The sequence below is a fragment of the Geminicoccus sp. genome (genome assembly GCF_036263595.1).
In the GTDB taxonomy this organism is placed as follows: domain Bacteria; phylum Pseudomonadota; class Alphaproteobacteria; order Geminicoccales; family Geminicoccaceae; genus Geminicoccus.
Genome location: NZ_DATAGQ010000016.1, coordinates 1 through 24,313, shown reverse-complemented (window position 1 = coordinate 24,313; position 24,313 = coordinate 1). Strand labels below are relative to the sequence as shown.

Here is a 24,313-nt window from a genome sequence, read left to right as displayed (position 1 = left end):
GTCTCCCTGGACGGCGCGGTTCCGCCGGATCCCGACCTGAACATCCGCGCCACGTTCAAGGCCAACGCGCTGGTCGGAATCCTGCAGGTGACCGGGCGCGCCAGTGACCCCAAGATCGAACTCACCAGCGACCCCGTGCGTCCACCGGACGAGATCATGGCCGAGATCCTGTTCGGCCGGGACGTGACCAAGATCTCGGCAGCACAGGGATTGCAGCTGGCGGCGGCCTTGAACTCGCTGCGGGATGGTGGGTCCGGCGGCATCCTGGATACGGTCCGCCAGCGACTGGGCGTCGATACGCTCGACTTTGGCGGCAGCAGTGCCGACGATGCCAGCGTCAAGGCCGGCAAGTACATCTCGGACGACGTCTACCTGCAGGTCGAACGTGGCGTAGCGCCGGGATCCGGCAAGGCCACGGTGGAGGTCGAGGTCGGGCCAAACGTGACGGTCCAGACCGAGGTCACCGAGGATTCGCAGACCGGCTTCGGCGTACAGTGGAAGTATGACTACTAGATCTCGCTAGCTCTTGAGCTAATCAAGAGCGGCTGCCGGGCAGAGGACGTCCATGAAAGACCTGGCGCTGTTCTTGTAGCGTGCGGCGGTAGCCAGAGGGAGACTCATGGGCCGCAACGATCATTGGCCTCTTGTTGGTCGTGCCATTGCCCCGCACCTATGCGGCTTCCACGCTGTCAGTGATCGTATGCGCTAGCGCGCCCTCGTTGACCCCTGCGGAAACTCGATGGCATCGCCTGCCCAGGTGCGGGAAGAATCGCAGACGTCGTGCGCCGAAGCAGCACGAGGAATTGCGCCGCGCCATGTCGAATCCGTACAGCTGCCGGTGCATATCCAGGCATCATCACCACCGTCCCAGTTCGATCACCGGCGCACGCCCACTCAGCCAGGGGTGTATCGGCCAACCACACCTGCCGGGCTGCCCGGCGCCCGCCGGAAGCCCGGCAGCACGACCAGCCGGGGAAGATCAAACGCTGGTGCCTGGGGACCGCTCCGGCATCAACAGGCACGAGAGTGGCTGAGAGAGGTATGTGGGCTCCGCCGACGTTGCTCGGGAGCCGTTCGTGGCCGCGTCCGCTTCATCCTTCCCTGCAAACCCGCAACCGCCTGCTGGCAACCCTGTCGCCGGACAGGCTGGCTCTCCTGTGGCTACAGCTGGCACTGGTCAAGCCTGAGATCCGCCAGTTCCTGCACTGCCGGAAGAGGTGATCAGCACCGTCTTTGGTGAAAGCGATCCGGCGAGTGATGAGGCTCCCTGTTCAACTTCGCGAAGCCAACGCCACGGCATCGGCACCAGCAGCAAGGCGCATCGGGCAGGATGGATCGTTCGCCGCCCGCCATACCGCTTCCGCCACATCAAGGGCCCGCGTGACCTCTGAGGACTGCTGCCATCCTGCGAAAACGCGCTCCGCCAGGCCGGCATACGCCTCGGGAATACCGTTCTGCATGCGCGCTCGGGCATTCTCGCCGAACCGGGTCTCCGGAGCGCGCCCCGGGAGCACCAGACGCACGCGCACGTCGAACTGCTCCAGTTCCAGCGCCAGACACTCGGTGAAGGCATTCACCGCCGCTTTGCTTGCCGTGTACACCGAGAGCAGGTGCAGCGGCTTCAGTGTCACGCTCGACGTGACGTTGACGATGACACCCGACCTCTGCTGCCTGAACTGCGGCAGTACTGCCTGCGTCATGGCGATCGTACCGAGCGTGTTCGTCTCGAAGAGCTCGCGGGCAGCGTCCATCGAGATGCCTTCCAGCGCATTCAACAGACCGATCCCTGCATTGTTCACCAGGACGTCGATCGGCCCGGCTTCATCCACGGCCCGGTGGATGCTTTCCGGATCGGTGACATCAAGTGGCACGACGCGCAGGCGTTCAGAGCGGGGCAGGAGGTCTTCGCGCGGCGTGCGCATCGAGGCGATGACCGTCCAATCGCGATCCAGGAAGTAGCGCGCGGTCTCGAGGCCGAACCCGGATGAGCATCCGGTGATGAAGATGGTTTTCATGAGGACTTCAGCTCCGTCATCTATCCGATTGACGATAGGCCGCCGCTGCCGGACTCTCTACAATCCAAAATCCAGATTTCATTCGCAGGAGTCCAGACATGATTGACCCGCTCGCTCAGGTGGTCGGCCTGCTCCAGCCGAGCGCCTCGTTCTCGAAAGTCGTGAACGGAGCAGGCTCTTGGCTGGTCCGCCGCTCGGAAGCCGGACGTCCCTTCTACTGCGTGATCCTCGACGGCTCATGCCGCCTTTCGGTCCGGGAACAGGAGTGGGTCATCCTCGAAAGGGGTGATTTCGTCCTGATCCCCTCGGCCTATGACTTCACAACCTCAAGCCTTGAGCCGAAGCCGACGGGAGACGTGGCGACCGTACCGGTCGAGCTGCGCCCCGGCGTGTTCCAGCTGGGCAGCCGCGTCGGCCCACTCAATGTTCGGATGCTCGTGGGCTACTGCGCCTTCGGCTCATGCGATGCGGCCTTGTTGGTGTCGCTCCTTCCGCAGCTCGTGCACGTACGCGGAGAGAAGAGGCTGACCACCCTTGTGCAACTCTTGGACGAGGAATCCCGTGGGGATCGGCCCGCACGAGACGTGATCCTGGCGCGTCTCATTGAGGTTCTGCTGATCGAGGCTCTGCGCTCCATGGCGGGACCTGCGGCGGCCCCTGGCCTCTTGCGAGGACTAGCCGATGAACGTCTCGCCATCGCTCTAAGGCGGATGCATGAGCGACCGACCTGGCCATGGACGGTTGCGCAGCTGGCGAAAGAAGCAGCGCTCTCCCGGTCGGCCTTTTTCGAGCGATTCAGACGAGCGGTCGGCGTCGCTCCGATGGAGTATCTGCTCCATTGGCGCATGGCTTTGGCGAAGGATCTGCTGCGTCGCAAAGAGGGCGGCATTGCCGAGGTCGCCGACCGTGTGGGCTACAGCTCGGCAAGCACGTTCAGCGTCGCGTTCGCGCGCCATGTCGGCCTGCCGCCGACGGCCTATGCGCGCGAGCAGTGGCTGGAACGATCCTCCTCGCCTCTGCAGGGCGCGGCTTGAACGTCACCTCTAGGGCCCGCTCTTCCTTAATGTCGCTCCAGGCCTCGTTGATTTGGCTTCTCCAATACTCTGCTTCCGCTTCCTCCACGGTTCGTGAACCGCATTTCTGCGCGGGGCTCCCTCCAAGTGGGCCCGCCGCAACCAAGTGCTCAGCAACGGCAAGATGTACGGCTTGGAGCGTCGAGGGCACGTCCGAAAACTGTCGTGCGAAGGCTGGAAGGCTTCCTCGGCTAGTTGGTCAAGTTCGTTCGGCAAGTCAGACATCGGCTGGCTGATGCAGCATTCATCCTATGGTGAACACGTTGTTCTGGTGCCATCCCTGCTCTGGCTGCTGTGCCAGATTTTACACCTGAAATGCCGATCAAGACTAAATCCGGCAGGATTCTGTATTTTTCATTTCCGTTGCGATAAGAGACCTTCCTCCGCATCTTGCCCATCTACAATGGGGAAGGTTGGGCATGCGGTTGAGAGGATCATGGGCGCTGGCAGCGTTGCTCGGCATGACGGGCAGCGCATTGGTGGCCGACAGCGTGGCGGCAGCAGGGCACAAGCTGGCCTTCATCGAAGGCGACGTCCTGATCAACCGCTATCCGGAGAGCAGCGGCAACGATCTGCTGACGGGTGGGCTTGGGGCGGCGGGCCTGGCCGGGCCGGCACCTCAGTTCTCCAACCCGGCCGATCCGGAAGCCCTAAGGACGGCCGCGATCTACGGCAACTACCGGGCCCTGGTCGACACGACCACCGGGGGTGGCTACGGCCGGCTGTACGGTCCCCTGGTGGCGCCGACCATGGCCGATGCGAGCGGGAAGATCTACGGTGTGGAATATCTCGCGTTCGCCAGTGACCGGAGCGGCGATCGCAGCGTCACGCTCATGGTCCAGATCCCCGAGGCGTTCGATCCCGCCAAGGCCTGCATCGTGACGGGCCCCTCGTCGGGCTCGCGCGGCATCTACGGGGCCATCGGAACATCCGGGGAATGGGGCCTGAAGCATGGCTGCGCCGTCGCCTATACCGACAAAGGGACGGGCACCGGGGCGCACAACCTGGAGCGGGACACGGTCGGTCTGCTGCGGGGTGAGCGGGCCGATGCGGATGCTGCCGGGCAGTCGTCCACCTTCACCGCAGACCTGAGCGATCAAGAGCAGGCACGCCTCAACGAGCGCTTCCCCGACCGCTGGGCCTGGAAGCATGCGCACTCCCGACGCAATCCCGAGGCACATTGGGACGACCATGTGCTCCTGTCGCTGCAGTTCGCGCTGTGGGCGCTGAACGCCGAGTTCGTCGACGAGCGCGCCGGTGGCGGAGCACCCCGCTTCAACTGGGCGAACACGCTCGTGATCGCGTCCAGTGTATCCAATGGCGGTGCCGCCTCGCTACGGGCGGCGGAGATTGCGCCCAAGGGCATGATCGACGGCGTGGTGGTGTCCGAACCGAACGTGAACCCTGTCCCTGATCGACGTTTCGCCATCCGACAGGGTCGCGAGGAGCCGCTGCGACGGCACAGCCTGCCGCTCTACGACTATCTCACCCTGATCGACCTGTATCAGGGCTGCGCCATCCTTGCTTCCGGCAACGCCAGCGCGCCCTTCAACCTGACGCCAGTCGAGCTTGGGCAGAACCGCTGCAATGCGCTGGCGGCACGAGGTCTCTTGAAAGGCTCGACGGTGTCGGAACGGGCGCTGGAGGCGCAGGCAATCATCAACGGCTACGGCATCCTGCCCGAGCAGAACGACGTGGCGCCGGCCTACTGGAACTTCTACGTCGCTCAAGCGGTCGCGGTCACTTACGCCAACGCCTATGCGCGGGCGCCCGTGGAGGACAATCTCTGTGGATTCTCCTTCGCTGCGACCGATGGCACCGCGACCAGTACGACCTTCAATCAGATCATTCCCCTGCCGCCGGCCAGCGAAGCGATCCTGTTCGCGACGGCCAACGGCATCCCGCCCACTGGCGGGATCAACGTGGTCAACAACGATTCACCGGGCGGCGCCGTCCGCGACCAGGTCTCCCGGTCGCGCTCGAGCGGGCTGGCGGACCAGAACCTGGACGGGCATCTCTGCCTGCGCTCGCTGCTCGGCGGCCGGCCCTATGTCGGGTCGTCCGGCAGCCCGGGAAACAGCCTGGATCACTCGATCCGCCAGATCCTGGCCGACGGCAAGCTGAACGGCATCCCGGCCATCCTGCTCCATGGCCGCGACGACGCGCTGATCGCGCCCAATCACAGCTCACGGCCGTATGTTGCGCTGAGCCGGCTGCGTGACGGTCGCCGGTCGAACATCTCCTATGTGGAGGTCACCAATGCTCAGCATCTGGATGCGTTCAACGCTTTTCCGGGCTTCGACGAGCGGTTCATTCCGCTGCACTACTATTTCGTGCAGGCGCTGGACCAGATGTATGCGCACCTGACCAAGGGCCGCGATCTGCCGCCCAGCCAGGTCGTCCACACGGTCCCCCGCGGACGGACAGGCGACACGGTGCCTGCCATCGAGCACGCCAACCTGCCCCCGATCCAGATGCGGCCCGAGGCTGCGGCACGGATCACCTTCGACGGGCGGACCCTGTTCATTCCGGACTGATCCTCAAGGCGCTGCTCGTCGAGGTTGCCTGAGGCAGCGCGATGGGTAGCATGCGCATCGGACACCAGGGCGATGGCGCGGACCGCTCGATTGCCCTGTCGCCTTGAGGCTTAACGACGGAATAGCCGATCATTTTGTTTCGCAGGGAGGCAAATGAACAACGATATTATTCTGTCCGCACATTCTTTGAGCAAAGAATTCAAAGGCTTCATCGCGGTCGACAGCGTCGATCTAGACATAAGGCGCGGCTCGATCCATGCCCTGATCGGCCCCAACGGCGCCGGCAAGACGACTTGCTTCAACCTGCTTACCAAGTTCCTCCAGCCTACCCAGGGCACCATCACCTTCAACGGCCGGGACATCACCAGGATGTCGCCGGCGGACATCGCGCGGCTGGGGCTGGTGCGGTCGTTCCAGATCTCGGCCGTCTTTCCGCACCTGACTGCCCTGGAGAATGTGCGGATCGCGCTGCAGCGCCAGCGCGGGGACAGCTTCGACTTCTGGCGGTCCGAGCGGGTGCTGTCGGCATTCGACGACAGGGCGGCGGCCCTACTCGATGATGTCGGATTGAGCCGGTTCACGGCGGTTGCAGCCGGCGAACTTCCCTATGGACGCAAGCGCGCGCTGGAGATCGCCACGACGCTGGCGCTGGAGCCGGAGATGCTCCTGCTCGACGAGCCCATGGCGGGAATGGCCCAGGAAGACGTGGAGCGCATCTCGGCCTTGATCCGGCGCATCGCGGCGAACCGCACCATCCTGATGGTGGAGCATAATCTGTCGGTGGTCGCTTCCCTGTCGCACCACATCACCGTCCTGGCACGCGGCAAGATCCTGGCCGAAGGGGACTATGCCGCCGTGTCGAAGAATCCTGACGTCATTGAAGCCTATATTGGGGCAGGTCATGCCTGAGGCCGCACTAATGGAGCACGCTCCCGTGGCCGAGGCTGACGGCCTGTTGCTTTCGGTCAGGGACCTGCATGGCTGGTACGGCGAGAGCCACGTCCTTCATGGCATCGCGTTCGACGTGCGCGCCGGCGAGGTCGTGACGCTGCTGGGCCGCAATGGTGCCGGCAAGACCACGACGCTCAAGGCCATCATGGGGATCCTGCCCAAGCGAAAGGGCTCGGTGGTCTTCGACGGACGCCAGACGATCGGCCTGCCCTCGCGGGCCATCGCCCGTGCCGGCATCGCCTTCTGCCCCGAGGAACGGGGCATCTTCTCCAGCCTCTCGGTGGAGGAGAACCTCATGCTGCCGCCCAAGGTGCGGCACGGAGGCCTCTCGGTCGACCAGGTCTTCGAGTTGTTCCCCAACCTGAAGGAGCGGCTGTCGAGCCAGGGCACTAAGCTTTCCGGGGGCGAGCAGCAGATGCTGGCGATCGGCCGAATCCTGCGTACCGGTGCCAAGCTGCTGCTCCTCGACGAGCCGACCGAGGGGCTGGCACCCGTGATCGTCCAGCAGATCGGCAACACCATCGGCCGCCTCAAGCGGGAAGGCTTCACGATCGTGCTCGTGGAGCAGAACTTCCACTTCGCGGCATCGGTCGCGGATCGGCACTACGTGGTGGAGCAGGGAAAGGTCGTCGACGCGATCCGCAATGACGAGCTGGACCAGAATATCGACAAGCTACACCACTATCTCGGGGTGTAGCGCTCCGCTTTCGTCGGATCGAGCAGAAACAATCACAGGGAAGGCAGAACGATGAAGATCAAGAGCTTGATGCGGGCTGCCATAGCCGCATCATTTCTTTCGGGAACCATGCTGGCTGGCGTCGCCATGGCCGACACGGCCGTCAAGATCGGCGTGCTCAACGACCGCTCCGGCATCTATGCCGACCTTTCCGGTGAGGGATCCGTGGTCGCCGCGCGCATGGCGGTCGAGGATTTCAAGGCCGCCGAAAAGGGGATCACCGTCGAGATCGTCTCGGCCGACCATCAGAACAAGCCGGACATCGCCTCCACCATCGCGCGGCAGTGGTACGACCAGGAGGGCGTCGACATGATCACCGACGTACCTACGTCCTCGGCAGCTCTCGCAGTCAACGAGATCACGCGCGAGAAGAACAAGGTCTTCATCAACTCCGGCGCTGCCACATCCGACCTTACCGGCAAGCAATGCTCGCCCAATACCGTGCACTGGACCTACGACACCTATGCCCTGGCCCACGGTACGGGTGGCGCGATGGTGGAAGCGGGCGGGAAGAAATGGTTCTTCCTGACCGCCGACTACGCCTTCGGCCATGCACTCGAGCGTGACACCACCGCCGTGGTCGAGGCTGCGGGCGGTGAAGTCGTCGGCAGCGTCCGACATCCGTTCCCCGGCACCGACTTTTCCTCCTTCCTGCTGCAGGCGCAGTCTTCCGGGGCCGACGTGATTGGACTGGCGAATGCCGGCGGCGACACGATCAACTCGATCAAGCAGGCTTCCGAGTTCGGCATCACCCAGGGCGGCCAGGCGCTGGCCGGACTCCTGGTATTCCTCACCGACGTCCATGCGCTGGGCCTGGATACCGCCCAAGGCCTGGTGCTGACGGAAAGCTTCTACTGGGACCTGAACGACGATACCCGCGCCTGGTCCAAGCGCTTCGCCGAGGCGCATGATGGTGACATGCCGACCATGGTGCAGGCCGGGGTCTATGCCGGCGTGCTCCACTATCTGAATGCGATCGAGGCGGTGGGCGGTAAGGATCCCCAGGCCGTCATGGCCAAGATGAAGGAAATGCCCACGGACGACCCGCTGTTCGGCCAGGGCTCGGTTCGCGAGGATGGGCGCAAGCTGCAGAACATGTACTTGTTCAAGGTGAAGACACCGGACCAGTCGAAGGCCCCGTGGGACTATTACGAGCTGGTCGCTACCATCCCGCCGGAAAAGGCTTGGCGCCCGCTGGCCGAGGGTGGCTGCCCGTTCGTGAAGTAAGGGACGTGGCAGGGCTGTGCCGCGTCGGCCGGCACAGCCCGCGCTTGTTTCGATCCCCTGACCGTAGGACGGGCTCATGTTCGAGCTATTGGGAATCCCGCCGCAGGCATTGTTCGGCCAGCTTCTGCTCGGCCTGATCAACGGCTCGTTCTATGCCCTGCTGAGCCTCGGCCTTGCGATCATCTTCGGCCTGCTCAACATCATCAACTTTACCCATGGCGCGCAGTACATGATGGGCGCCTTTGTCGCGTGGATGCTGCTCAACTATCTCGGCATCAACTATTGGGCGGCGCTCGTCCTGGTGCCGGTCATCGTCGGCATCAGCGGCGTCATCATCGAGCGGCTCCTGATCTCGCGGCTGTACCATCTCGACCATCTCTACGGGCTGCTGCTCACCTTCGGCCTGGCGCTGATCATCCAAGGGCTGTTTCGCAACGAGTACGGCATCTCCGGGCTGCCCTACCAGATCCCGAGCCAGCTATCGGGCGGCCAGAACCTGGGCTTCATGTTCCTGCCGAACTATCGCGGCTGGGTAATCGTCGCCTCCCTGGTCGTCTGCCTCGCCACCTGGTTCGTGATCGAGAAGACCAGGCTCGGTGCGTACCTGCGGGCGGCCACGGAGAACCCGACCCTGGTCGGCGCCTTCGGCATCAACGTCCCGCGCCTGATCACGATTACCTATGGCTTCGGCGTGGGACTCGCCGCCTTTGCCGGCGTGCTGGCTGCACCGATCTACTCGGTCAATCCGAACATGGGGGCTGACCTGATCATCGTCGTGTTCGCTGTCGTGGTGATCGGCGGCATGGGCTCGATCCTGGGCTCGATCGTCACCGGCTTCGGTCTTGGCGTCATCGAGGGGCTGACCAGGGTCTTCTATCCCGAGGGTTCGGCGGTGGTGATCTTCGTGATCATGGCGATCGTGCTGCTGGTGAAACCGGCCGGGCTGTTCGGGAGGACCGCGTGATGGCGAAAACCGAGGCAGTGCTTCCGTCGGCGCACGTACGGCCCGTGGCCGCAGGCGGGATGCCGCGTCATCACATGGCGATCTTCCTTGGCTTGCTGCTATTGGGCCTGGTGGGGCCGTTCGTCCTTTATCCCGTCTTCCTGATGAAGATCCTGTGCTTCGCGCTGTTCGCCTGCGCCTTCAACCTGCTGCTCGGGTTCGGCGGACTGCTTTCGTTTGGGCACGCCGCCTATTTCGGCTCGGCAAGCTATGTCAGTGCCTATGCCGCCAAGGCCTGGGGGCTGAACCCGGAACTCGCGATCCTGCTCGGGACGGCGGCGGCCGCTTTCCTCGGCCTGGTGTTCGGCTCGTTGGCCATCCGCCGGCAGGGAATCTATTTCGCGATGGTGACCCTGGCCTTCGCGCAGATGGTGTTCTTCTTTTCAGTCCAGGCCCCCTTCACCGGTGGCGAGGACGGCATCCAGTCCGTGCCGCGCGGCCACCTTCTGGGCCTCTTTGATCTTGGGCCCGACCGCAACCTCTACTTCTTCGTGCTGGCCATTGTGTTCGGCGGCCTGCTTGTGATCTACCGGATCATCCATTCACCGTTCGGGCAGGTGCTGAAGGCCATTCGGGACAACGAGCCGCGCTCGGTGTCGCTGGGCTACCGGGTGAACCAGTACAAGCTGGCCGTGTTCGTGCTATCGGCGGCGCTGGCCGGGCTTGCGGGTGCCACCAAGGCGATCGTGTTCCAGCTGGCCTCCCTGACCGATGTCTATTGGACCATGTCCGGCGAAGTGGTGCTGATGACGCTGCTTGGCGGCATGGGCACGGTCTTCGGTCCGCTGGTGGGCGCCGCGATCATCGTGACCATGCAGAACTACCTGGCAACGTTCGGCGCATGGGTCACGATCATCCAGGGGATCATCTTCGTCGTCAGCGTGCTGCTGTTCCGCCAGGGAGTCGTGGGCGTGCTGGCCCAATGGTTGAAGAGACCGCTCTAGCAGGAAGTGGACGACGCGTCGGTCACCGCAACGGGGGTACCGCCGCCGCGAGGATCGAGACGTCGGTGCTTGGCAGCTCTCCCATGATCATCTGCCGGATCCCGACGACCCGTCGGTCGACCTCGGCCATGGACAGGCTCTGGTCGAATCCCAGGGCGATTTCCACGAAGAGCCGGCTGCCGGATCGCCGGGTCCGGATGCCATCGAGGCTGTCATAGGCATCGAAGTGGTGGATCAGCGCGCGCAGAATCAGGATCTGCGCAGCTTCGTCGACGGCGCGGTCGAGCAGGTCCGGCAGTCCTGCGCGGAACATCCGGATCGCGATCAGCAGGATGAAGCCGGACACGAACAAGGCGCCCACGAGATCCGAATAGGCGGCGATGACGGGGTCGTTCGCAACGGCCGAGATGGTCATCGTGACCTGGACGAAGGCTGATGACACGAGCTTGGTGAAACGCGCCCGCAATTGCGCCTGCATGATCAAGGAGCGCTCGCCCTTCGCTGCCTGCCGGATCTCGTCCCAGGCGGCGAAATTGATGAACGTATTGATGGCGCCCAGGCAGGCAGCCGTCGCGAGCCCCAGCGGGGAAGCATGGCTCTGCCCTTCGAGCAGGAGCGAGAATGCACCGTGCGCGATCCAGGCCGCACCACCCACCATCCCCGCAGCGATGATGAGGTTGCACATCTGTTCGAGCTTGCCGGCACCGAACTCGAACTCGACCAGCAAGCCGCGGTGGATCCGGCGAAGCACCACCAGGGAGTAGCCTTCGATGGCGATCATCAGGATGCCGCGGATCGCCTCGGCAAGGCTCGTCAGCGAGCCACCGATCAGGCCTGCCAGGAGGATCGGCAGTACGATGCTCGAATCAGCCGTGAGCGCGAATAGGATGGAACGTTCGCGATGCCGCTCTTCAGGGCTGACGGCACGCATCGTCAGTAGCTCATGCTCAGATGCCCAGGCGGGCGCGCAGGACGTCGAACACGCCGATGCCGGGGAACTCGACGTGGGCAGCCTGGCCGATCGGGCAGGCCATGACGTCCTCCGGCGTGTGCTCCAGCCTCAGGATCACCTAGCCGATGCCCGGTCGCCTCCCCTTGGCGATCGCCGCCAGGTCCACATCGCCGATGGTTGCGGCGGCACCACGGGCGAGCAGGACCTCGGCGCGTCGCACCCGGTTCTCGCCTTCGAGCATCACGTCGGCCGGCATGGACGGACGGACCAGGGCCGCCTCCACGTCGCTCACGGGGACGTCGACCAGCATGATGCTGCAGTCCACCCACTTGGCCACCGGTGCGCCGACATCCACGGTCGAACCCGCACCTGCGATGATGCTCCAGACCAGCGCATCCGGCGGCACGCTCACGATGCCGACACTCGCCTTCTCGTAGGCCTCGCCAGCCGCCTTCGCCACGGCGCGTGCTTCCAATAGCTTCGCCTGGGCACCGGCGAGGTCGCTGGTGGCCCTGGTCAGCTCCAGCTTCAGCGCAGCGACGCTCCGCATGGCCCAGTCAGGGTCGTTGCCGTTCTCCAGGAGCGGGATGCCCTCGGCGATGGCGCGCAGGCGAAGCTCTGCCCGGGCCAGGATCCCTTCCGGCTCGACCTGGAGCAGGGCCAGCTCCATGACCTCCACCTTCGCTTCGTCGATGGCAGCCTGCGAGGCCGTGCCGGTCCGGCCCAGCGCGATCTTGCGGTCCGTCATGCTCCGGACCAGCGCCAAGCGCTCGCCGATCAGCGCCAGCTCCTTCCTCGCGCCGGTGACGGTGACGTCGAGATCGTCAGCCAGCACCTTCACATGCCGTTCGACCAGCTCCTGCCTCTCTGATTGCAGCTTCGCCAACTGGTCGAGTTGCAGGTCCAGTTCGTGGACGTTGGCCTCCTCCAGCGCCACCTTTGCCTCAGCCTCGCTGAGCGCAGTGCGATCGGCGATGGCATTGCGGATCACGGCGATGCGGCCATCGGGCTTGACCCGCCGGCCGACATTCACGGGCAGCTCAGCGACCGTGCCGCGGATCGTCGCCGTCGCAACATGGATCCAGCTCGTCACCGCGGCATCCCGCGTGATCACCGAGCGGACATAGGGCGCGATCATCCAGCCGACATAGCCCGCCAGCAGGGCCAGGCCGATCCACCAGAACCCGCGATGTGGCAGCTTGCCATGTCGATCGGCCGGAACACCGACCGCCATGTCAGCCAAGGTCTGCAAATGACAAGGAATGCCCCGCGCGCCAGGGACCAGCTCCATCCATAGCGTCCAGCCTCATGACATATTTCCCCGATCCGTCCGGTAGAAAATCATGGGATCCGCCAATTTTCCATGCGGCATCCCTCGCCATGACGGCCAGGCACTGCGGAGCGGTGTGCACTGTTGCAGGCATGACCTGCAGGGACGACGCTACCTGCCGTACCCCGTGGAACCCGCCTTGAACGGGCTTCCGCGTGCCACGTCGGCACGCGTCAGGCCAATGTCGCGCAGCAGCCGGTCGTCAAGCTCTGCCAGGGTGCGGCGGTCCCGGGTCCAGCGAATGGCACGGGTAAAGGTACCTTCGAACGGGAGGCTCGGAGCGGCAAGCGCACGCAGCAGCAGAAGAGGGATCATCAGGTTGGCTCCCATTAATCCGGGTGAGCCACGACATTCGACTGGCCCGGCGGCATGATGCTACGTGCCCGGCCGAACCGTTCGCGTGCGCCGCCAGGTAGGGTGCGAGCGCGGGAGCAGACCGAAGGAGCGCCGGCGCCATGTCCAGCATATCCAGTTTCGCGCAGACGGCCGCGCTGGTCGGCGACCCGGCGCGGGCCAACATGCTGATCGCCTTGATGGATGGTCGCGCATTGACCGCGACCGAACTGGCGCACGCGGCCGGGGTGGCCCCGCAGACGGCCAGCGGCCATCTTGCCCAGCTTGCCGCCGCCGGACTTCTGGCCATCGAGCGGCAGGGGCGGCATCGCTACCACCGACTTGCGTCGCCTGCGGTCGCGCGTATGCTGGAGACCATCATGGCCGTGGTCGGCCTTGATGCAGGACCGAGCCGGCCGCCGCCCATCGTCGGCCCACGGGACAAGGCGCTGCGGATCGCCCGCACCTGCTACGATCATCTCGCCGGCTGGCTGGCCGTGGCAATGGCCGACGTAATGGTTGCGCGCGGCCAGCTCGAACTTTCAGCCGATGGTGGCGTGGTGACGGAGGAGGGCATGGCATTCCTGCGCTCGCTCGGCCTGGGCCTGGACACTGCGGCAAGCACTACTACCCACAGGAACGGCCGCTCCCGGATGTTCTGCCGGCCCTGCCTCGACTGGAGCGAGCGGCGGGCGCACGTGGCTGGCATGGTGGGTGCGGCGCTCTGCGCCCGCTGCCTGGAGCTCGGCTGGGTGCGTCGCCTGCAGGGCACCCGCGCGCTGTCGGTCACGCCAGAAGGCTGGCGTGGTCTTCATTCGGCCTTCGGTGTCAGGATCGACGAGGCCCGGGTATGACCGTCCTGCCCTAGGCCTGTCAGGGTGCGGCGGACCGCACCCAGTCCCAGCTGTCCAGGATCCATGCAGGCTGAAGCTCGTGCCCGTTCGGGTGCAGGCAGAGCCGAAGATCATGGCTGCTTTTGCATCCTTCCCAGATGCGGCACATGAGGACGCCGCTCCTCTCGAACCGGCTCGGGGCGGTCGGGCAGCCGTTCAGCTGCCGCAGGCGTGCCATGCCGGCGAAGATGTCTCCCTGCACGTAGCCCGGGACTGGCTGCCGTCCCTCCAGCGGGACCGTTGCATCGGTCAGGCCATGGATGTGCATCAGGTTGACTGGCCCGCCGCAGTGCCGCCGCATCGGCAGCCAGAAGGCACCGCCGACAGGAACGAACGCCGCAAACTCCTGCCGGTCGTCGCAGGCCATGTACCAGACCATCGAGCCGCCGATGGAAAAGCCTGTTGCCCATAGCCGTGTCTGGTCAACGGGAAGGCGGGCCCGAACGTCCGCGAGCACCGCGTGCACAAAGGCCAGCTCGTCCCGCGCCGGCTTGGCCAGCCCCGCTAAGGGGTCGGCACCCGGGAACGACCAGTCCCCGTTCAGCCCATCCGGTGCGATCAGCAGAACCCCCGCCTCGGAGAACGCCCGGCTTAGCCCTTCATCCGCCATGACCGCCGCGGCCGATCCCTGCCAGCCATGGAAGAAGACAGCAGCTGGAAGCGCCGACCTGCCATCCCATCCCTCTGGTGCCCTGATCCTGTAGCGGCCACCCGGTAGCAGACAGTCCGTCGCCGCGTCGCACGCTGTCACGGGTGGAGCGTTCGCCAGGCAGAAAAGAGCCAATGCCATGCCTGCCATCGCCACACGCCGACATGCGGCGGCCAACCGATCCCGTGGCCATGAGCGCTCGGTCAATCAGTGCCTCCAAGCCGGCTGACCCGTCGCATCCGGCCGTATGCCGGAACGGTTTGACACGCCCGCCTCCGCCATTCCACTCTTGCCCACCTGTGGGTGCCGCTCCAGCGGCTCCGCAGGGCAATGCCGTCTGCCGGGCTGGGCGAGATGAAGGACTTCGCACCCGATGTTCGTCCCGTGCCGATGGAGGGACATGGAGCCTACAATCGCAGTTCCATCGTCCAAGCGGCTGGATCGATGGCGGCGGTCGCCCATTTCGAGCAGGCCGCACAGGTCGCCGATCTCCCGTCGTCCGGACCCATCGTCATTGCGGATTATGGTTGTTCGCAGGGCGGCAACTCGTTGGCGCCAATGGAAGCGGGCATTCGCACCCTGCGGGGGCGAGTTGGACCCGACCAGGAAATCTCCGTCATCCATACGGATCTTCCCGACAATGACTTCCAGGCCCTGTTCCGGACGCTTGACACCGACAAGAGAAGCTACCTCAGGCACGATGCCGCGACCTTCGCGTCGGCTGTCGGACGATCGTTCTACGGGCAGATCCTTCCGTCGGGTTGTGTGACGCTCGGATGGAGTTCCTGGGCCGTCCAGTGGCTGAGCAGACTCCCGGGTTTCATTCCGGATCAGGTGCAGGTTGCCTTCAGCCGCGATCCGGTGACGCGCGCGGCCTTTGCCGCGCAGGCGGCCGAGGACTGGCGGACCTTCCTCACCCATCGCGGCCGCGAGCTTCGGCCCGGCGGGCGGCTGGTCGTCCTGACGATGGCCCTCACGGAGGCGGGAGAGTTCGGCTACGGTCCCATCCTCGAGGCGATCTACGCGACGCTGCGCCGGCTTGTCGACGAGGGCTGGCTGAGCCCGGTCGAGTTGCACAGGATGGCGATCCCCACCGTCGGCCGCAGCCTTGCGGACATCGGCGCACCTTTCGCGGCCAGCGGGCGCTTCGCCGGCCTTTCGGTGGAGCATGTCGAGCTGTTCCTGAGCGAGGACACGATCTGGCAGATGTTCCAGAGCGACTGCGATGCTCATGCCTTTGGCGCACGCTGGGCGGCTTTCTCGCGCGCTTCCGTTCTTCCGACCTTGGCGCAGGCGCTGGAGGATGGCCGGGACGGTCCACGGGCAGTCCAGTTTGTCGCCATGGTGGAAGCGGGGATGGCCGCCGCCCTGGCGGCAGCACCTCAGCCCATGGTCATTCCGCTTGCTACGGTCGTGCTCGCGAAGGATCCATCATGATCCGCCGTCGGTGGTGGAGCCCGTCCCGAGCCTGCCGAGATGCTTCCAGCCACTTCAGGCATGACGGAGATCGGGAATGGGCTCATTCGACGGCAAGGTCGCCTTGGTCACGGGGGCAGCCCGGGGATTGGGCAGGGTGACGGCACTGGCCTTTGCGCGTGAAGGTGCGCGCGTCGTCCTCACGGACATTGACGAGGCCGGTGGTGCCCGATCGCTGGAGCTGCTCAGGGCGGAGGGAGGCGAAGGGATCTTCCTGCGCGCCGACGTGCGGGTCGAGCGCGATGCGGAGGAGATGGTCGGCAAGACCGTCGAGCGGTACGGGCGGCTCGACTGCGCGGTGAACAATGCGGCGGTAGTGCGCTTCGCTCCGATCGTCGAGGAGACCAGCGAGAGCTTCGACCTCCACGTGGACACCAACCTGCGCGGCGTCTTCTATGCGATGAAGCACGAGATCCGTCAGATGCTGAAGAACGGCGGCGGGGCGATCGTCAACCAGTCGTCGATCACCGGCAGCCTGACCGGGAACGCCAACGAGAGCATCTACGCGGCGACCAAGGGCGGCGTCGATGCACTGACCAAGTCGGTCGCCCTGGAAGTCGCCAAGAACAATATCAGCGTCAATGCGATCGCGGCCTGCGGCATCGATGCGCCGGGCGATGTCTTCCACCAGTGGATGGAGCGGGAGAACATCAAGCCGGAGGAAGCCGGCAAGCTGTTCCCCATCGGCAGGATGGGCAAGGCCGAGGAACTGACGGCCGCCGTTCTCTTCCTCTGTTCGGAACAGGCACGCTTCATCGTCGGCCATATCCTGGTCGTCGACGGCGGCTGGATCGCGCACTGACATGCGGCGCGGCTTCGGCGCGAGTGTCCTGTAGATCAGCCACAATATCTATGACGGCAACTGCAGCGCCCAAAGACGGTGATAAACATCACCGCTTCACGCATTTACCTTCTGCTATGCTGGATCAGCTCGAAGGAGATGATCATGGCAGAGTTCATTGGCACGATCGCGAGTGATACGTTATCCGGTACGATCAATGACGACCGGATCTATGGGCTTGGTGGTGACGATCATCTTTCCGGCTTGGCCGGCAACGATGTCATCTATGGGGATGGCAAAGCTCCATTAGTCATTGGTTCAACACATCAGATTACAGCGAGCAGAGCATTTGTTCTTCCGGACCTGTTCGAAGCATCTGGCCACGACACGCTTCTCGGCGGCAACAGCGAAGACACGCTCCATGGTGGCGGCGGCAATGACGTGCTGCACGGAGGGGCCGGCCGCGATGCCCTCTATGGCGGGAGTGGCTTCGACCTCGCCAGGTACACGGATGCGCCGTCCAGGATCGTCGCGAACCTCGGCTCACATTTCTCCAGTGGCGGCGGTGACAGCGATACGCTCTTCGACGTCGAAGGGCTGGAGGGAACGGCCTTCGACGACATCATCCTCGGCGACGACGGCATGAACCTCATCAGGGGTGGCGCCGGCAGGGATGACCTTTTCGGGTATGGCGGCAACGACCAGATCGCAGGGAAGGAGGGCGTCGACAAGCTGCACGGCGGCGGAGGCGACGACGTTCTATCGGAACTCGATGCGGGCAATCTCCTCGACGGCGAAAGCGGCCGCGATCAGGCCTTCTTCGGCGGGTCGAACGCCCAGCTCTCGGTCGATCTCGCGGCCGGGACATGCACCTTGGGAGGCGGCGCCAACACGCTTCTGAGCATCGAGGGCATCTCCGGGGCTAACAGCTCCAACTACCTGCTCGGCGACACCAACGCGAACCGCTTCCTCGGCGGCCAGTTCGACGATTTCATGGACGGCCGGGGTGGCGCCGACCGCCTGCGGGGCTTGGCCGGAAGCGATACGCTCTATGGAGCAGGCGGCGCCGACGAGTTGTTCGGAGATGACGGCAATGACCGCCTGCATGGTCAGGCAGGCGACGACATCATCGCGGGCGGCGACGGCAGCGACCAGATCAGCGACTTCGAGGGCAGCAACCAGATCCGAGCCGGGTCAGGCAATGATGACGTCGCTGGCACCGGTGCCCTGTTCGGTGACGCTGGAGACGACAAGCTCACCGGTTACGGCTCCACCCTGCTCGACGGCGGGGCCGGCCACGACCATCTGTGGTGCGGCACCGGTGCGCAGCGCGTCGACTACAATTCCACCAGCGAAGACAATCCGAGCCCGGAGTCGCCACTGAACTTCAACGAGATCATCTTCGCCTTCAACGGGAACGAAGGGGACGAGATCGACGTCTCCACCATCGACGCCAACCTGAACGTCAGCGGCAACCAGGCCTTCACCTTCGTAGGGAGCACGCCGGTCGACCGGGCAGGCGAGATCGGGCTCCTGGTCTCCGGCGGGGTCACCTACCTGGTGGCCGAGACGTCCGGCACGGCCGGACTGGAGATGCAGGTCCAGCTGTCGCAGGCGGTCATCGGAGCCGGCGACGTCATCCTCTGAGCAAGACGCCGCAGCGGAGGCAGCAGGGGCCAATCCACATCTCGAGGGCACGGCCGTGCATGTCCACGCCGGTGGTCGCGGCCTCTGCCAAGCTACTTCCCATCGGGATTCAGCCGGCGCTTCAACTCCTGGGCCGGCACGCAGATTTGGCCCGTCTCCTTCAGGCCGTGCGTGCCACAAAAAGCCAGCGCCTTGGTGCCGGACAGGCGCGGATCCACGACCATGCCCAGCCAGTCGCCAGTGGGACGAAGCCGGATGTCGAGATAGCCGAATTCGTTCGCGGCAAGCCCCTTGGCTGCCTCGCCGTCGACGTCGGCGGTAAACGGACCTGCGAGAGGGTTGTCGTTGAGCTGCGTCCCGCTGTTGCCGATCACCAGTTGGGGCGGCCGACCTGTCTCGAAGCTTACTGCCTCGAAGCGGTGCATGTGTCCTGCCAGGACCAGTTGCACGGAAGCCGGAAGGCTGCCGCCGCTGCTTTGCCGGAGCGCCTGCTGCAAGGCTGCGTTGGAGATGTCGAACTGTCCTGGCGACGCCCCCTGGTCCACTCCCCATATCGGCCGATGGCCGATGAGCCAGGTCAGCCTGTCGGCCGCCAGTTCCTGCACGGCCTCGAACTGCTGTGCATAGGTCGCGGTGAAGTTCGGGAACGTATCGCAGGCGTTCGCGGAATCCATGACCACCAGGTTGAGCCTGCCGAAGTCCACGCGATAGGGAGGGACGAAGACGAGGTTCGGCAATGGCTGGCCGCCAAGCTGTTGGACAGGGCAGCTGAGTTCTCCGCCCAGCAGGCTGGAGTGCGGATCCAGGAAGTAGAAGAAACCGGGGCCGGCACGGCTGCACAGTTCATGATTGCCCCGAGCGACGACCCAGGGCGCCCTGCTCAGCAGTGGTGCGGCGGGGTCGAAGAAGTCAGCTTGCCAGTTGGCCCAGCTGTCCCAGTTCTGGCTGCCGGAAACGTTCTGGCTGACATAGGAATCGCCCAACTGGCACTGGCGGTCGGCGGGTGCGCTGTCGCCGGCGTCGTAGACGTTCTCCTTTCTGTCTCCCACCGCGATCCTGCCGGGCGTCCCTCGGTAATTGTAGTCGCCTAGGTGAATGACAAGATCGGGTGCCGGATGGGCGGCCGCGGCAGCGAAGGTGCCAAACGGCCATGCCGCCGGATCTGTGCAGTCCTGGCTGCTGCCGCCCTTGCAGCCGGTATCGCCGAGCACGACGATATGTTGCGGCCCCGGGTCGGGCGCGATCGTCGGCAGGGCGATGTCGCTGCCCGCGATCGTCACGGCCTCGCCGAAACCGTACACCGCCTCGCAGACCTCCACGGGAAAGGTGGCGGGATTCGGGTTGGCGCGTGCCGTCATCTCGACCGACCCGTTTGTCCTGGCAAGGCGGGGACAATCCTGCCCCGCCGGAATGATCACGCGGGCAAGTGGCACGGTGCCGCCATCAGGGGCTGGCGCCAGAAGGACATAGGCCGCGTGGATCCCGGATCGCGCCGGAGCAGCCGAAGCGTGCGACGCCATGAGGCCGGCCAGGGCAGCAAGACCAGCGATGATCACCGAACATCGGGGACGACGCACCACTTCACCGCTCCCAGGCCGGTTCTTCGGCCCTGTCCAGATGAACCGGATGCCCAGCTTTTCACATCAGCGGCGGCGGCGCCATCCTGCCGATGACGACCTTGAACGAAGCATCCGGAGCCTGCGATCCAGACGCTTCCGCCAGACACGAATGCTCCCGATCTTCTCGTCCTACATTTCGACCACGACGTACTCGCCCTCGACGGAGACTGGGAAGGTCTCCGCCTGATAGGGCCCCTCCACGATCCGCGTGCCCGGCTCGACCGACACGGCATAGTTGCGCACCCGCATGCGTACAGGATCGCAGTAGGATTTGCCCGTGCGGACGTCGAACTCCCAGCCATGCCAGGGGCAGCGCACGATCTCGCCCTGCCGGGACAGCCGGTAGTTGCCGGGACCGCTCGAATCGACCAGGCTGGTCAGCTTGCCCCTGCAAAGGCTGCCGCCCTCGTGCGGGCACTTGTCGTAAAGGGCGAAGTACTCGCCCTTGACGTTGAAGACCGCGATCGGCCGGCCCCTGATCTCGACCAGCTTGCTACCGCCCACCGGGATCTCCCCGGTGGTGGCGACGACGTGCTTGGCCATCGGCTAGAGGCGGAACAGCTTGCGCGCGTTCTCCGAGCAGACCTTGCGCTGCTGCTCTGGCGTCAGCCCCTTGGGCAGGGCGCGCGCAGGGTCGTCAAAGTCCCAGTGCGGATAATCGGTCGCGAACAGCAGCCGGTCGAAGCCGACCTCCTCCATCAGCTCGATCAGGTGGCGCGGGTTCTCCGGCTCGTCCATCGGCTGGGTGGTGATGTAGAGCTGCTCCTTCAGGTATTCCGACGGCGGCCGCTTGAGGTGCGGGACCTCCGCGCGCAGCCGCGACCAGTGCTTGTCCAGCCGCCAGGTGAGCGGCGCCAGCCAGCCGAAGCCGCCCTCGATGTTGATGAACTTGATGTTGGGAAAGCGCTCGAACACGCCCTCCAGCACCAGGCTGGACACGACCGACTGGCAGGCCGCGGAATGACCGGTCATCTCTTCCAGGTAATAGGACGGCCAGCCGGTGCCGCTCACGGGGAAGCCGCTATAGCCGAACACGTGCATCGCCACCGGCAGGCCGTGCCGCTCGGCCGCCTCGTAGATCGGCCAGTAGCGCTTGCGGCCGAGTGGCTCGTTGGTGCGGGTCAGGAACAGCACCTGCGCGAAGCCTGGATCGCCCGCCCGCTTCTCGATCTCGGCCACCGACGCCTCGGCATCCTCGTAGGAGACGAGGATCGAGGCCTTCAGCCGCTTCTCCTGGTGCACCCAGGCATCGAGCTGCCACTGGTTGACGGCACTGACCATGGCCGTGGTGAACTCGGGGTCCTGGTCGGCCTGCCCGCTCGGATAGAGCGGGCTCATGATCGCGTACTCGATCCCGTACGGGTCGAGATAGTGCTCCCGCATGAACGGGAGGTCGCTGCCGGGCTGGCTGCCGTCCGGCACCCAGGCATCCCGGCGGGCGGCGCGGGGCGCTGCCTTGGGATAGGGATCACCATGGGTGAAGGCATGGCGCGGCCGGAGACCGTAGGTCTGGATCCGGTCCCACCAGCGCTGGCTGAGATAGGGCTTCAGGTCCTCCAGCGACTTGACGGTCGGATGGAGATCGCAGTCGATGATGCTCAGGCGCTGCGGCTTGGCCCGAACGGGGGCCGCTTCGAGGGCGGTCTCCGTCTGCGCATGGTCGAGAACCTCAAGGGTCATGTCGAACCTCCGAGACGCGGATAGGTGGCAAGCGGGTTGTCGATCATGATCTTGCGCTGCAGGCTCTCCGGGAACCCGGACGGGATCAGATCGTCGCCCTCGAACTGCCAATGAGGATAGTCCGAAGAGTAGAGGAGTAAATCGTCGGAGCCGAGATGATCGAGGACACGGGCGACCTGGGCCGGATCTGCGGGCGCGTCGAATGGCTGCAGGGTCAGCCGGATGCTCTCGCGCAGGATCTCGATCGGCGAGCGGTCGACCCAGGGCACCTCGATCCGAAGGCCCCGCCACCCCTTGGTGAACCGCCAGAGAAAGGTCGGCAGCCAGGTCACCCCGGACTCGGCCAGCACCACCTTCAGCTTCGGGAACTTCTGGAAGACGCCATGGCTGATCAGGCTCGCGATCTGCGCCTGGAAGGCCTGCCCCTGCGCGACATAGTCCTCGACATGGTAGGTGGGCCAACCCGACGCCGTCACCGGGTGGCGATAGGCGCTGCCAAGGTGCACGCAGATCGGCAGGCCATGGCGCTCGGCAGCCCGGTAGATCGGCCAGTGGAAGCTCTTGCCGAGCGGCAGCTCGCCCATGACCAGGACCAGCACCTGGACGAAGCGCTTGTCGCCGGCCAGCCGCTCGATCTCGTCGACCGCTAGTTCCGGGTTCTGCACGGGCACCACAATGGAGCCGCGAAGCCGCGGCTCCTTGGCCAGCCACTCCGCCGCCAGCCAATCGTTCACCGCCCGGGCGAAGGCCGCGGCCATGTTCTCGTCGTTGATCATCTGGATGCCGTAGAGGCAGTTGCAGATCGCGATCGAGGCGCCCCAGCGGTCCAGCAGTTCGGTCCTCATCCGGTCCACGCTCTCCGCGGCCCGGCCCTTCTCGTCCTGCCACTCCGGCCGGGCATTGATCGGCGCGCGCAGGGGAAAGCTGCGGTTCTCGAAGGTCTCCATGCCGCGCACGTCGACCATTTCCTGCCAGTAGGGGTCGAGGTAAGGCACGAGGGCCTGAATGTTCGGAACGTTCGGGTGGACGTCGCAGTCGATCGCACCGGCAGCGTTCATGGGCTTCTCCACCATCTCAACCTTTCACCGCGCCGAACGCCAGGCCACGCACCAGGTGACGCTGCAGGGCCATCATGAACAAGACGATCGGCAGCATGATTCCGATGGCCGCCGCAGCCGACAGCGACCAATAGTTGAGGTCTTCCGCCCCGTACTCCGCGATCGCCACCGGCAGGGTCTTGGTGTTGGGGCCGGTCAGCACCAGGGCGAACAGGAACTCGTTGTAGGCGAGCAGCAGGCTGAACAGCGATGTGATCCAGAGACCTGGACGCACGACCGGCAGGGCCACCTGGTAGAAGACCTGCCACAGGTTGCAGCCGTCGATACGCGCCGCCTCGTCCAGTTCCAGCGGCACGTCCATGAAGAAGGAGCGCATCATCCAGATCGTGAAGGGCTGGTTGATCGCCACCAGCGCCAGGATCATTGCCGGGTAGGTGTCGATCAGGCTCAGGCCTTGCGCCAGCACGAAGAACGGGATGGCCAGCAGGATATGCGGGAACATCCGCATCGCTAGCAGGCCGAACAGGATGCCGCGCGAACCACTACCCCGCATCCTGGACAATGCGAACGCCGCCATGGTCCCGATCGGAACCGAGATGCACACGACGGACACCGCAATGATCGCGCTGTTGATCAGGAACTGCCAGAACTGCTTCTCGACCCAGACCTGATAGTGGAACTCGAAGGTCGGCGTGAAGATCAGCTTCGGCGGCACCGAGAAGGCATCGACCGGCAGCTTGATCGAGGTCATGAACGCCCAGATCACCGGCGTCAGGTTGATCGCCGTGAACGCGCACAGCGCGATGAACAGGACGGTCTGCCAGAACGGTGAAGGCCGCATCAGAACGCCCCCTTGTCGCGCCGGTAGAGGACCGCGATCAGCAGCCCGATCGTCAGCGCCGAGAGCAGCAGCGTCAGCACGCCCAGCGCCGAGGCCTTGCCGATCTCAAGCAGACGGAAGGCCAGCGCGTAGGTATAGAGCGTGAGCGTTTCGGTGGCGCTCCCCGGGCCGCCGGCGGTCAGCACATAGATCGTGTCGAAAAACCGGAAGGCATCCATGATCCGGATGGACAGCACGAACAGGATGAGCGGCTTGATTGCTGGCAGCATGATCCGGGTCAGGATCGTCCAGTTGCCGGCTCCGTCCATCTGCGCCGATTCGATCTGGCTCGAATCCACGGTATTGAGGCCCGCGTAGAGCACCAGGATCATGAACGGCGTGAACTGCCAGGCATCAGCCAGGATCACCGTGAACCTCGCCCAGCCGGCACTGCCGAGCCAGTCCGGCGGGAAGACGTTGAAGCTCATGATGATCGCGTCGAGCAGGCCCCAGCGTCCGGTGAAGATCCAACGCAGGAACAGGGCCGCCACCACTGGCGTCACAATGTGCGGCAGAAACATCAGCAGGT

General features: G+C 65.0%; 24 protein-coding genes. 12 read left to right on the top strand and 12 right to left on the bottom strand.

The window, feature by feature from the left end; genetic code table 11:
- On the top strand, nucleotides 1–513 hold a 513-nt coding region (locus tag VHL31_RS01135; RefSeq protein ID WP_329659362.1), incomplete at its 5' end, for a translocation/assembly module TamB domain-containing protein.
- 758 nt (nucleotides 514–1,271) lie between these two features.
- Here the strand turns inward: VHL31_RS01135 and VHL31_RS01130 are convergent.
- Nucleotides 1,272–2,015 (bottom strand): SDR family oxidoreductase, encoded by a 744-nt coding sequence (locus VHL31_RS01130; protein ID WP_329659361.1) that lies wholly within the window; start codon nucleotides 2,013–2,015, stop codon nucleotides 1,272–1,274.
- 98 nt (nucleotides 2,016–2,113) lie between these two features.
- Here VHL31_RS01130 and VHL31_RS01125 point away from each other — a divergent pair, with 98 nt between their 5' ends.
- The 7 genes from VHL31_RS01125 to VHL31_RS01095 all read left to right on the top strand — a co-directional run bounded on the left by VHL31_RS01125 (nucleotide 2,114) and on the right by VHL31_RS01095 (nucleotide 10,486).
- Complete coding sequence (locus VHL31_RS01125) at nucleotides 2,114–3,049, top strand: AraC family transcriptional regulator (protein WP_329659360.1); 936 nt, start codon at nucleotides 2,114–2,116, stop codon at nucleotides 3,047–3,049.
- 458 nt (nucleotides 3,050–3,507) lie between these two features.
- Nucleotides 3,508–5,625, top strand: a complete 2,118-nt coding sequence (locus VHL31_RS01120) for a 3-hydroxybutyrate oligomer hydrolase family protein (RefSeq protein ID WP_329659359.1) — start codon at nucleotides 3,508–3,510, stop codon at nucleotides 5,623–5,625.
- Nucleotides 5,626–5,778: 153 nt separating this feature from the next.
- Nucleotides 5,779–6,534 (top strand): ABC transporter ATP-binding protein, encoded by a 756-nt coding sequence (locus tag VHL31_RS01115; protein ID WP_349262326.1) that lies wholly within the window; start codon nucleotides 5,779–5,781, stop codon nucleotides 6,532–6,534.
- Nucleotides 6,527–7,273 (top strand): ABC transporter ATP-binding protein, encoded by a 747-nt coding sequence (locus VHL31_RS01110; RefSeq protein WP_349262325.1) that lies wholly within the window; start codon nucleotides 6,527–6,529, stop codon nucleotides 7,271–7,273. The genes VHL31_RS01115 and VHL31_RS01110 overlap by 8 nt, the downstream gene beginning before the upstream one ends.
- 51 nt (nucleotides 7,274–7,324) lie before the next feature.
- A complete protein-coding gene (locus VHL31_RS01105) occupies nucleotides 7,325–8,539 on the top strand; it encodes an ABC transporter substrate-binding protein (RefSeq protein WP_329659356.1) in 1,215 nt (404 codons plus the stop codon).
- Between the two features lie 76 nt (nucleotides 8,540–8,615).
- Nucleotides 8,616–9,503, top strand: coding sequence for a branched-chain amino acid ABC transporter permease (locus VHL31_RS01100; RefSeq protein WP_329659355.1), 888 nt, complete (start codon nucleotides 8,616–8,618; stop codon nucleotides 9,501–9,503).
- Nucleotides 9,503–10,486: a branched-chain amino acid ABC transporter permease gene (locus VHL31_RS01095; RefSeq protein WP_414653619.1), complete on the top strand. Its 984-nt coding sequence runs from the start codon at nucleotides 9,503–9,505 to the stop codon at nucleotides 10,484–10,486. Before VHL31_RS01100 ends, VHL31_RS01095 begins: the two co-directional genes overlap by 1 nt.
- A 22-nt stretch (nucleotides 10,487–10,508) precedes the next feature.
- Here VHL31_RS01095 and VHL31_RS01090 read toward each other — a convergent pair whose 3' ends face one another.
- From VHL31_RS01090 to VHL31_RS01075, 4 genes are all read right to left on the bottom strand, one after another.
- Nucleotides 10,509–11,417 (bottom strand): cation diffusion facilitator family transporter, encoded by a 909-nt coding sequence (locus tag VHL31_RS01090; protein WP_329659353.1) that lies wholly within the window; start codon nucleotides 11,415–11,417, stop codon nucleotides 10,509–10,511.
- A gap of 16 nt (nucleotides 11,418–11,433) precedes the next feature.
- Nucleotides 11,434–11,556: a hypothetical protein gene (locus VHL31_RS01085; protein WP_329659352.1), complete on the bottom strand. Its 123-nt coding sequence runs from the start codon at nucleotides 11,554–11,556 to the stop codon at nucleotides 11,434–11,436.
- Nucleotides 11,557–12,672 (bottom strand): HlyD family efflux transporter periplasmic adaptor subunit, encoded by a 1,116-nt coding sequence (locus tag VHL31_RS01080; RefSeq protein WP_329659351.1) that lies wholly within the window; start codon nucleotides 12,670–12,672, stop codon nucleotides 11,557–11,559.
- Between the two features lie 207 nt (nucleotides 12,673–12,879).
- Nucleotides 12,880–13,083, bottom strand: coding sequence for a DUF1127 domain-containing protein (locus tag VHL31_RS01075; protein WP_329659350.1), 204 nt, complete (start codon nucleotides 13,081–13,083; stop codon nucleotides 12,880–12,882).
- A gap of 140 nt (nucleotides 13,084–13,223) precedes the next feature.
- Here VHL31_RS01075 and VHL31_RS01070 point away from each other — a divergent pair, with 140 nt between their 5' ends.
- Nucleotides 13,224–13,955: a helix-turn-helix transcriptional regulator gene (locus VHL31_RS01070; protein WP_329659349.1), complete on the top strand. Its 732-nt coding sequence runs from the start codon at nucleotides 13,224–13,226 to the stop codon at nucleotides 13,953–13,955.
- 19 nt (nucleotides 13,956–13,974) lie between these two features.
- Here the strand turns inward: VHL31_RS01070 and VHL31_RS01065 are convergent, their stop codons facing one another.
- Nucleotides 13,975–14,784 (bottom strand): alpha/beta hydrolase family esterase, encoded by an 810-nt coding sequence (locus VHL31_RS01065; protein WP_329659348.1) that lies wholly within the window; start codon nucleotides 14,782–14,784, stop codon nucleotides 13,975–13,977.
- Nucleotides 14,785–14,973: 189 nt separating this feature from the next.
- On the opposite strand from VHL31_RS01065, the gene VHL31_RS01060 reads away from it, so the two are divergent.
- The 3 genes from VHL31_RS01060 to VHL31_RS01050 all read left to right on the top strand — a co-directional run bounded on the left by VHL31_RS01060 (nucleotide 14,974) and on the right by VHL31_RS01050 (nucleotide 18,547).
- Nucleotides 14,974–16,080, top strand: a complete 1,107-nt coding sequence (locus VHL31_RS01060) for a hypothetical protein (protein ID WP_329659347.1) — start codon at nucleotides 14,974–14,976, stop codon at nucleotides 16,078–16,080.
- Between the two features lie 76 nt (nucleotides 16,081–16,156).
- Nucleotides 16,157–16,921 carry an SDR family oxidoreductase gene (locus VHL31_RS01055; RefSeq protein ID WP_329659346.1) on the top strand — a complete coding sequence of 255 codons (765 nt, stop codon included), beginning with the start codon at nucleotides 16,157–16,159 and terminating at the stop codon, nucleotides 16,919–16,921.
- 144 nt (nucleotides 16,922–17,065) lie between these two features.
- A complete protein-coding gene (locus VHL31_RS01050) occupies nucleotides 17,066–18,547 on the top strand; it encodes a calcium-binding protein (protein ID WP_329659345.1) in 1,482 nt (493 codons plus the stop codon).
- Nucleotides 18,548–18,639: 92 nt separating this feature from the next.
- On the opposite strand, the gene VHL31_RS01045 is transcribed toward VHL31_RS01050, so the two are convergent.
- The 6 genes from VHL31_RS01045 to VHL31_RS01020 all read right to left on the bottom strand — a co-directional run.
- Complete coding sequence (locus VHL31_RS01045) at nucleotides 18,640–20,103, bottom strand: metallophosphoesterase (protein ID WP_329659344.1); 1,464 nt, start codon at nucleotides 20,101–20,103, stop codon at nucleotides 18,640–18,642.
- Nucleotides 20,104–20,295: 192 nt separating this feature from the next.
- On the bottom strand, nucleotides 20,296–20,709 hold the full coding sequence (locus tag VHL31_RS01040) for a Rieske (2Fe-2S) protein (protein ID WP_329659343.1): 414 nt from the start codon (nucleotides 20,707–20,709) through the stop codon (nucleotides 20,296–20,298).
- Nucleotides 20,710–20,712: 3 nt separating this feature from the next.
- Nucleotides 20,713–21,846 (bottom strand): amidohydrolase family protein, encoded by a 1,134-nt coding sequence (locus VHL31_RS01035; RefSeq protein ID WP_329659342.1) that lies wholly within the window; start codon nucleotides 21,844–21,846, stop codon nucleotides 20,713–20,715.
- On the bottom strand, nucleotides 21,843–22,904 hold the full coding sequence (locus tag VHL31_RS01030) for an amidohydrolase family protein (RefSeq protein WP_329659341.1): 1,062 nt from the start codon (nucleotides 22,902–22,904) through the stop codon (nucleotides 21,843–21,845). The genes VHL31_RS01035 and VHL31_RS01030 overlap by 4 nt, the downstream gene beginning before the upstream one ends.
- Nucleotides 22,905–22,920: 16 nt before the next feature.
- Complete coding sequence (locus VHL31_RS01025) at nucleotides 22,921–23,745, bottom strand: carbohydrate ABC transporter permease (RefSeq protein WP_329659340.1); 825 nt, start codon at nucleotides 23,743–23,745, stop codon at nucleotides 22,921–22,923.
- On the bottom strand, nucleotides 23,745–24,313 hold a 569-nt coding region (locus tag VHL31_RS01020), incomplete at its 5' end, for a sugar ABC transporter permease (protein ID WP_329659339.1). The genes VHL31_RS01025 and VHL31_RS01020, both read right to left, overlap by 1 nt.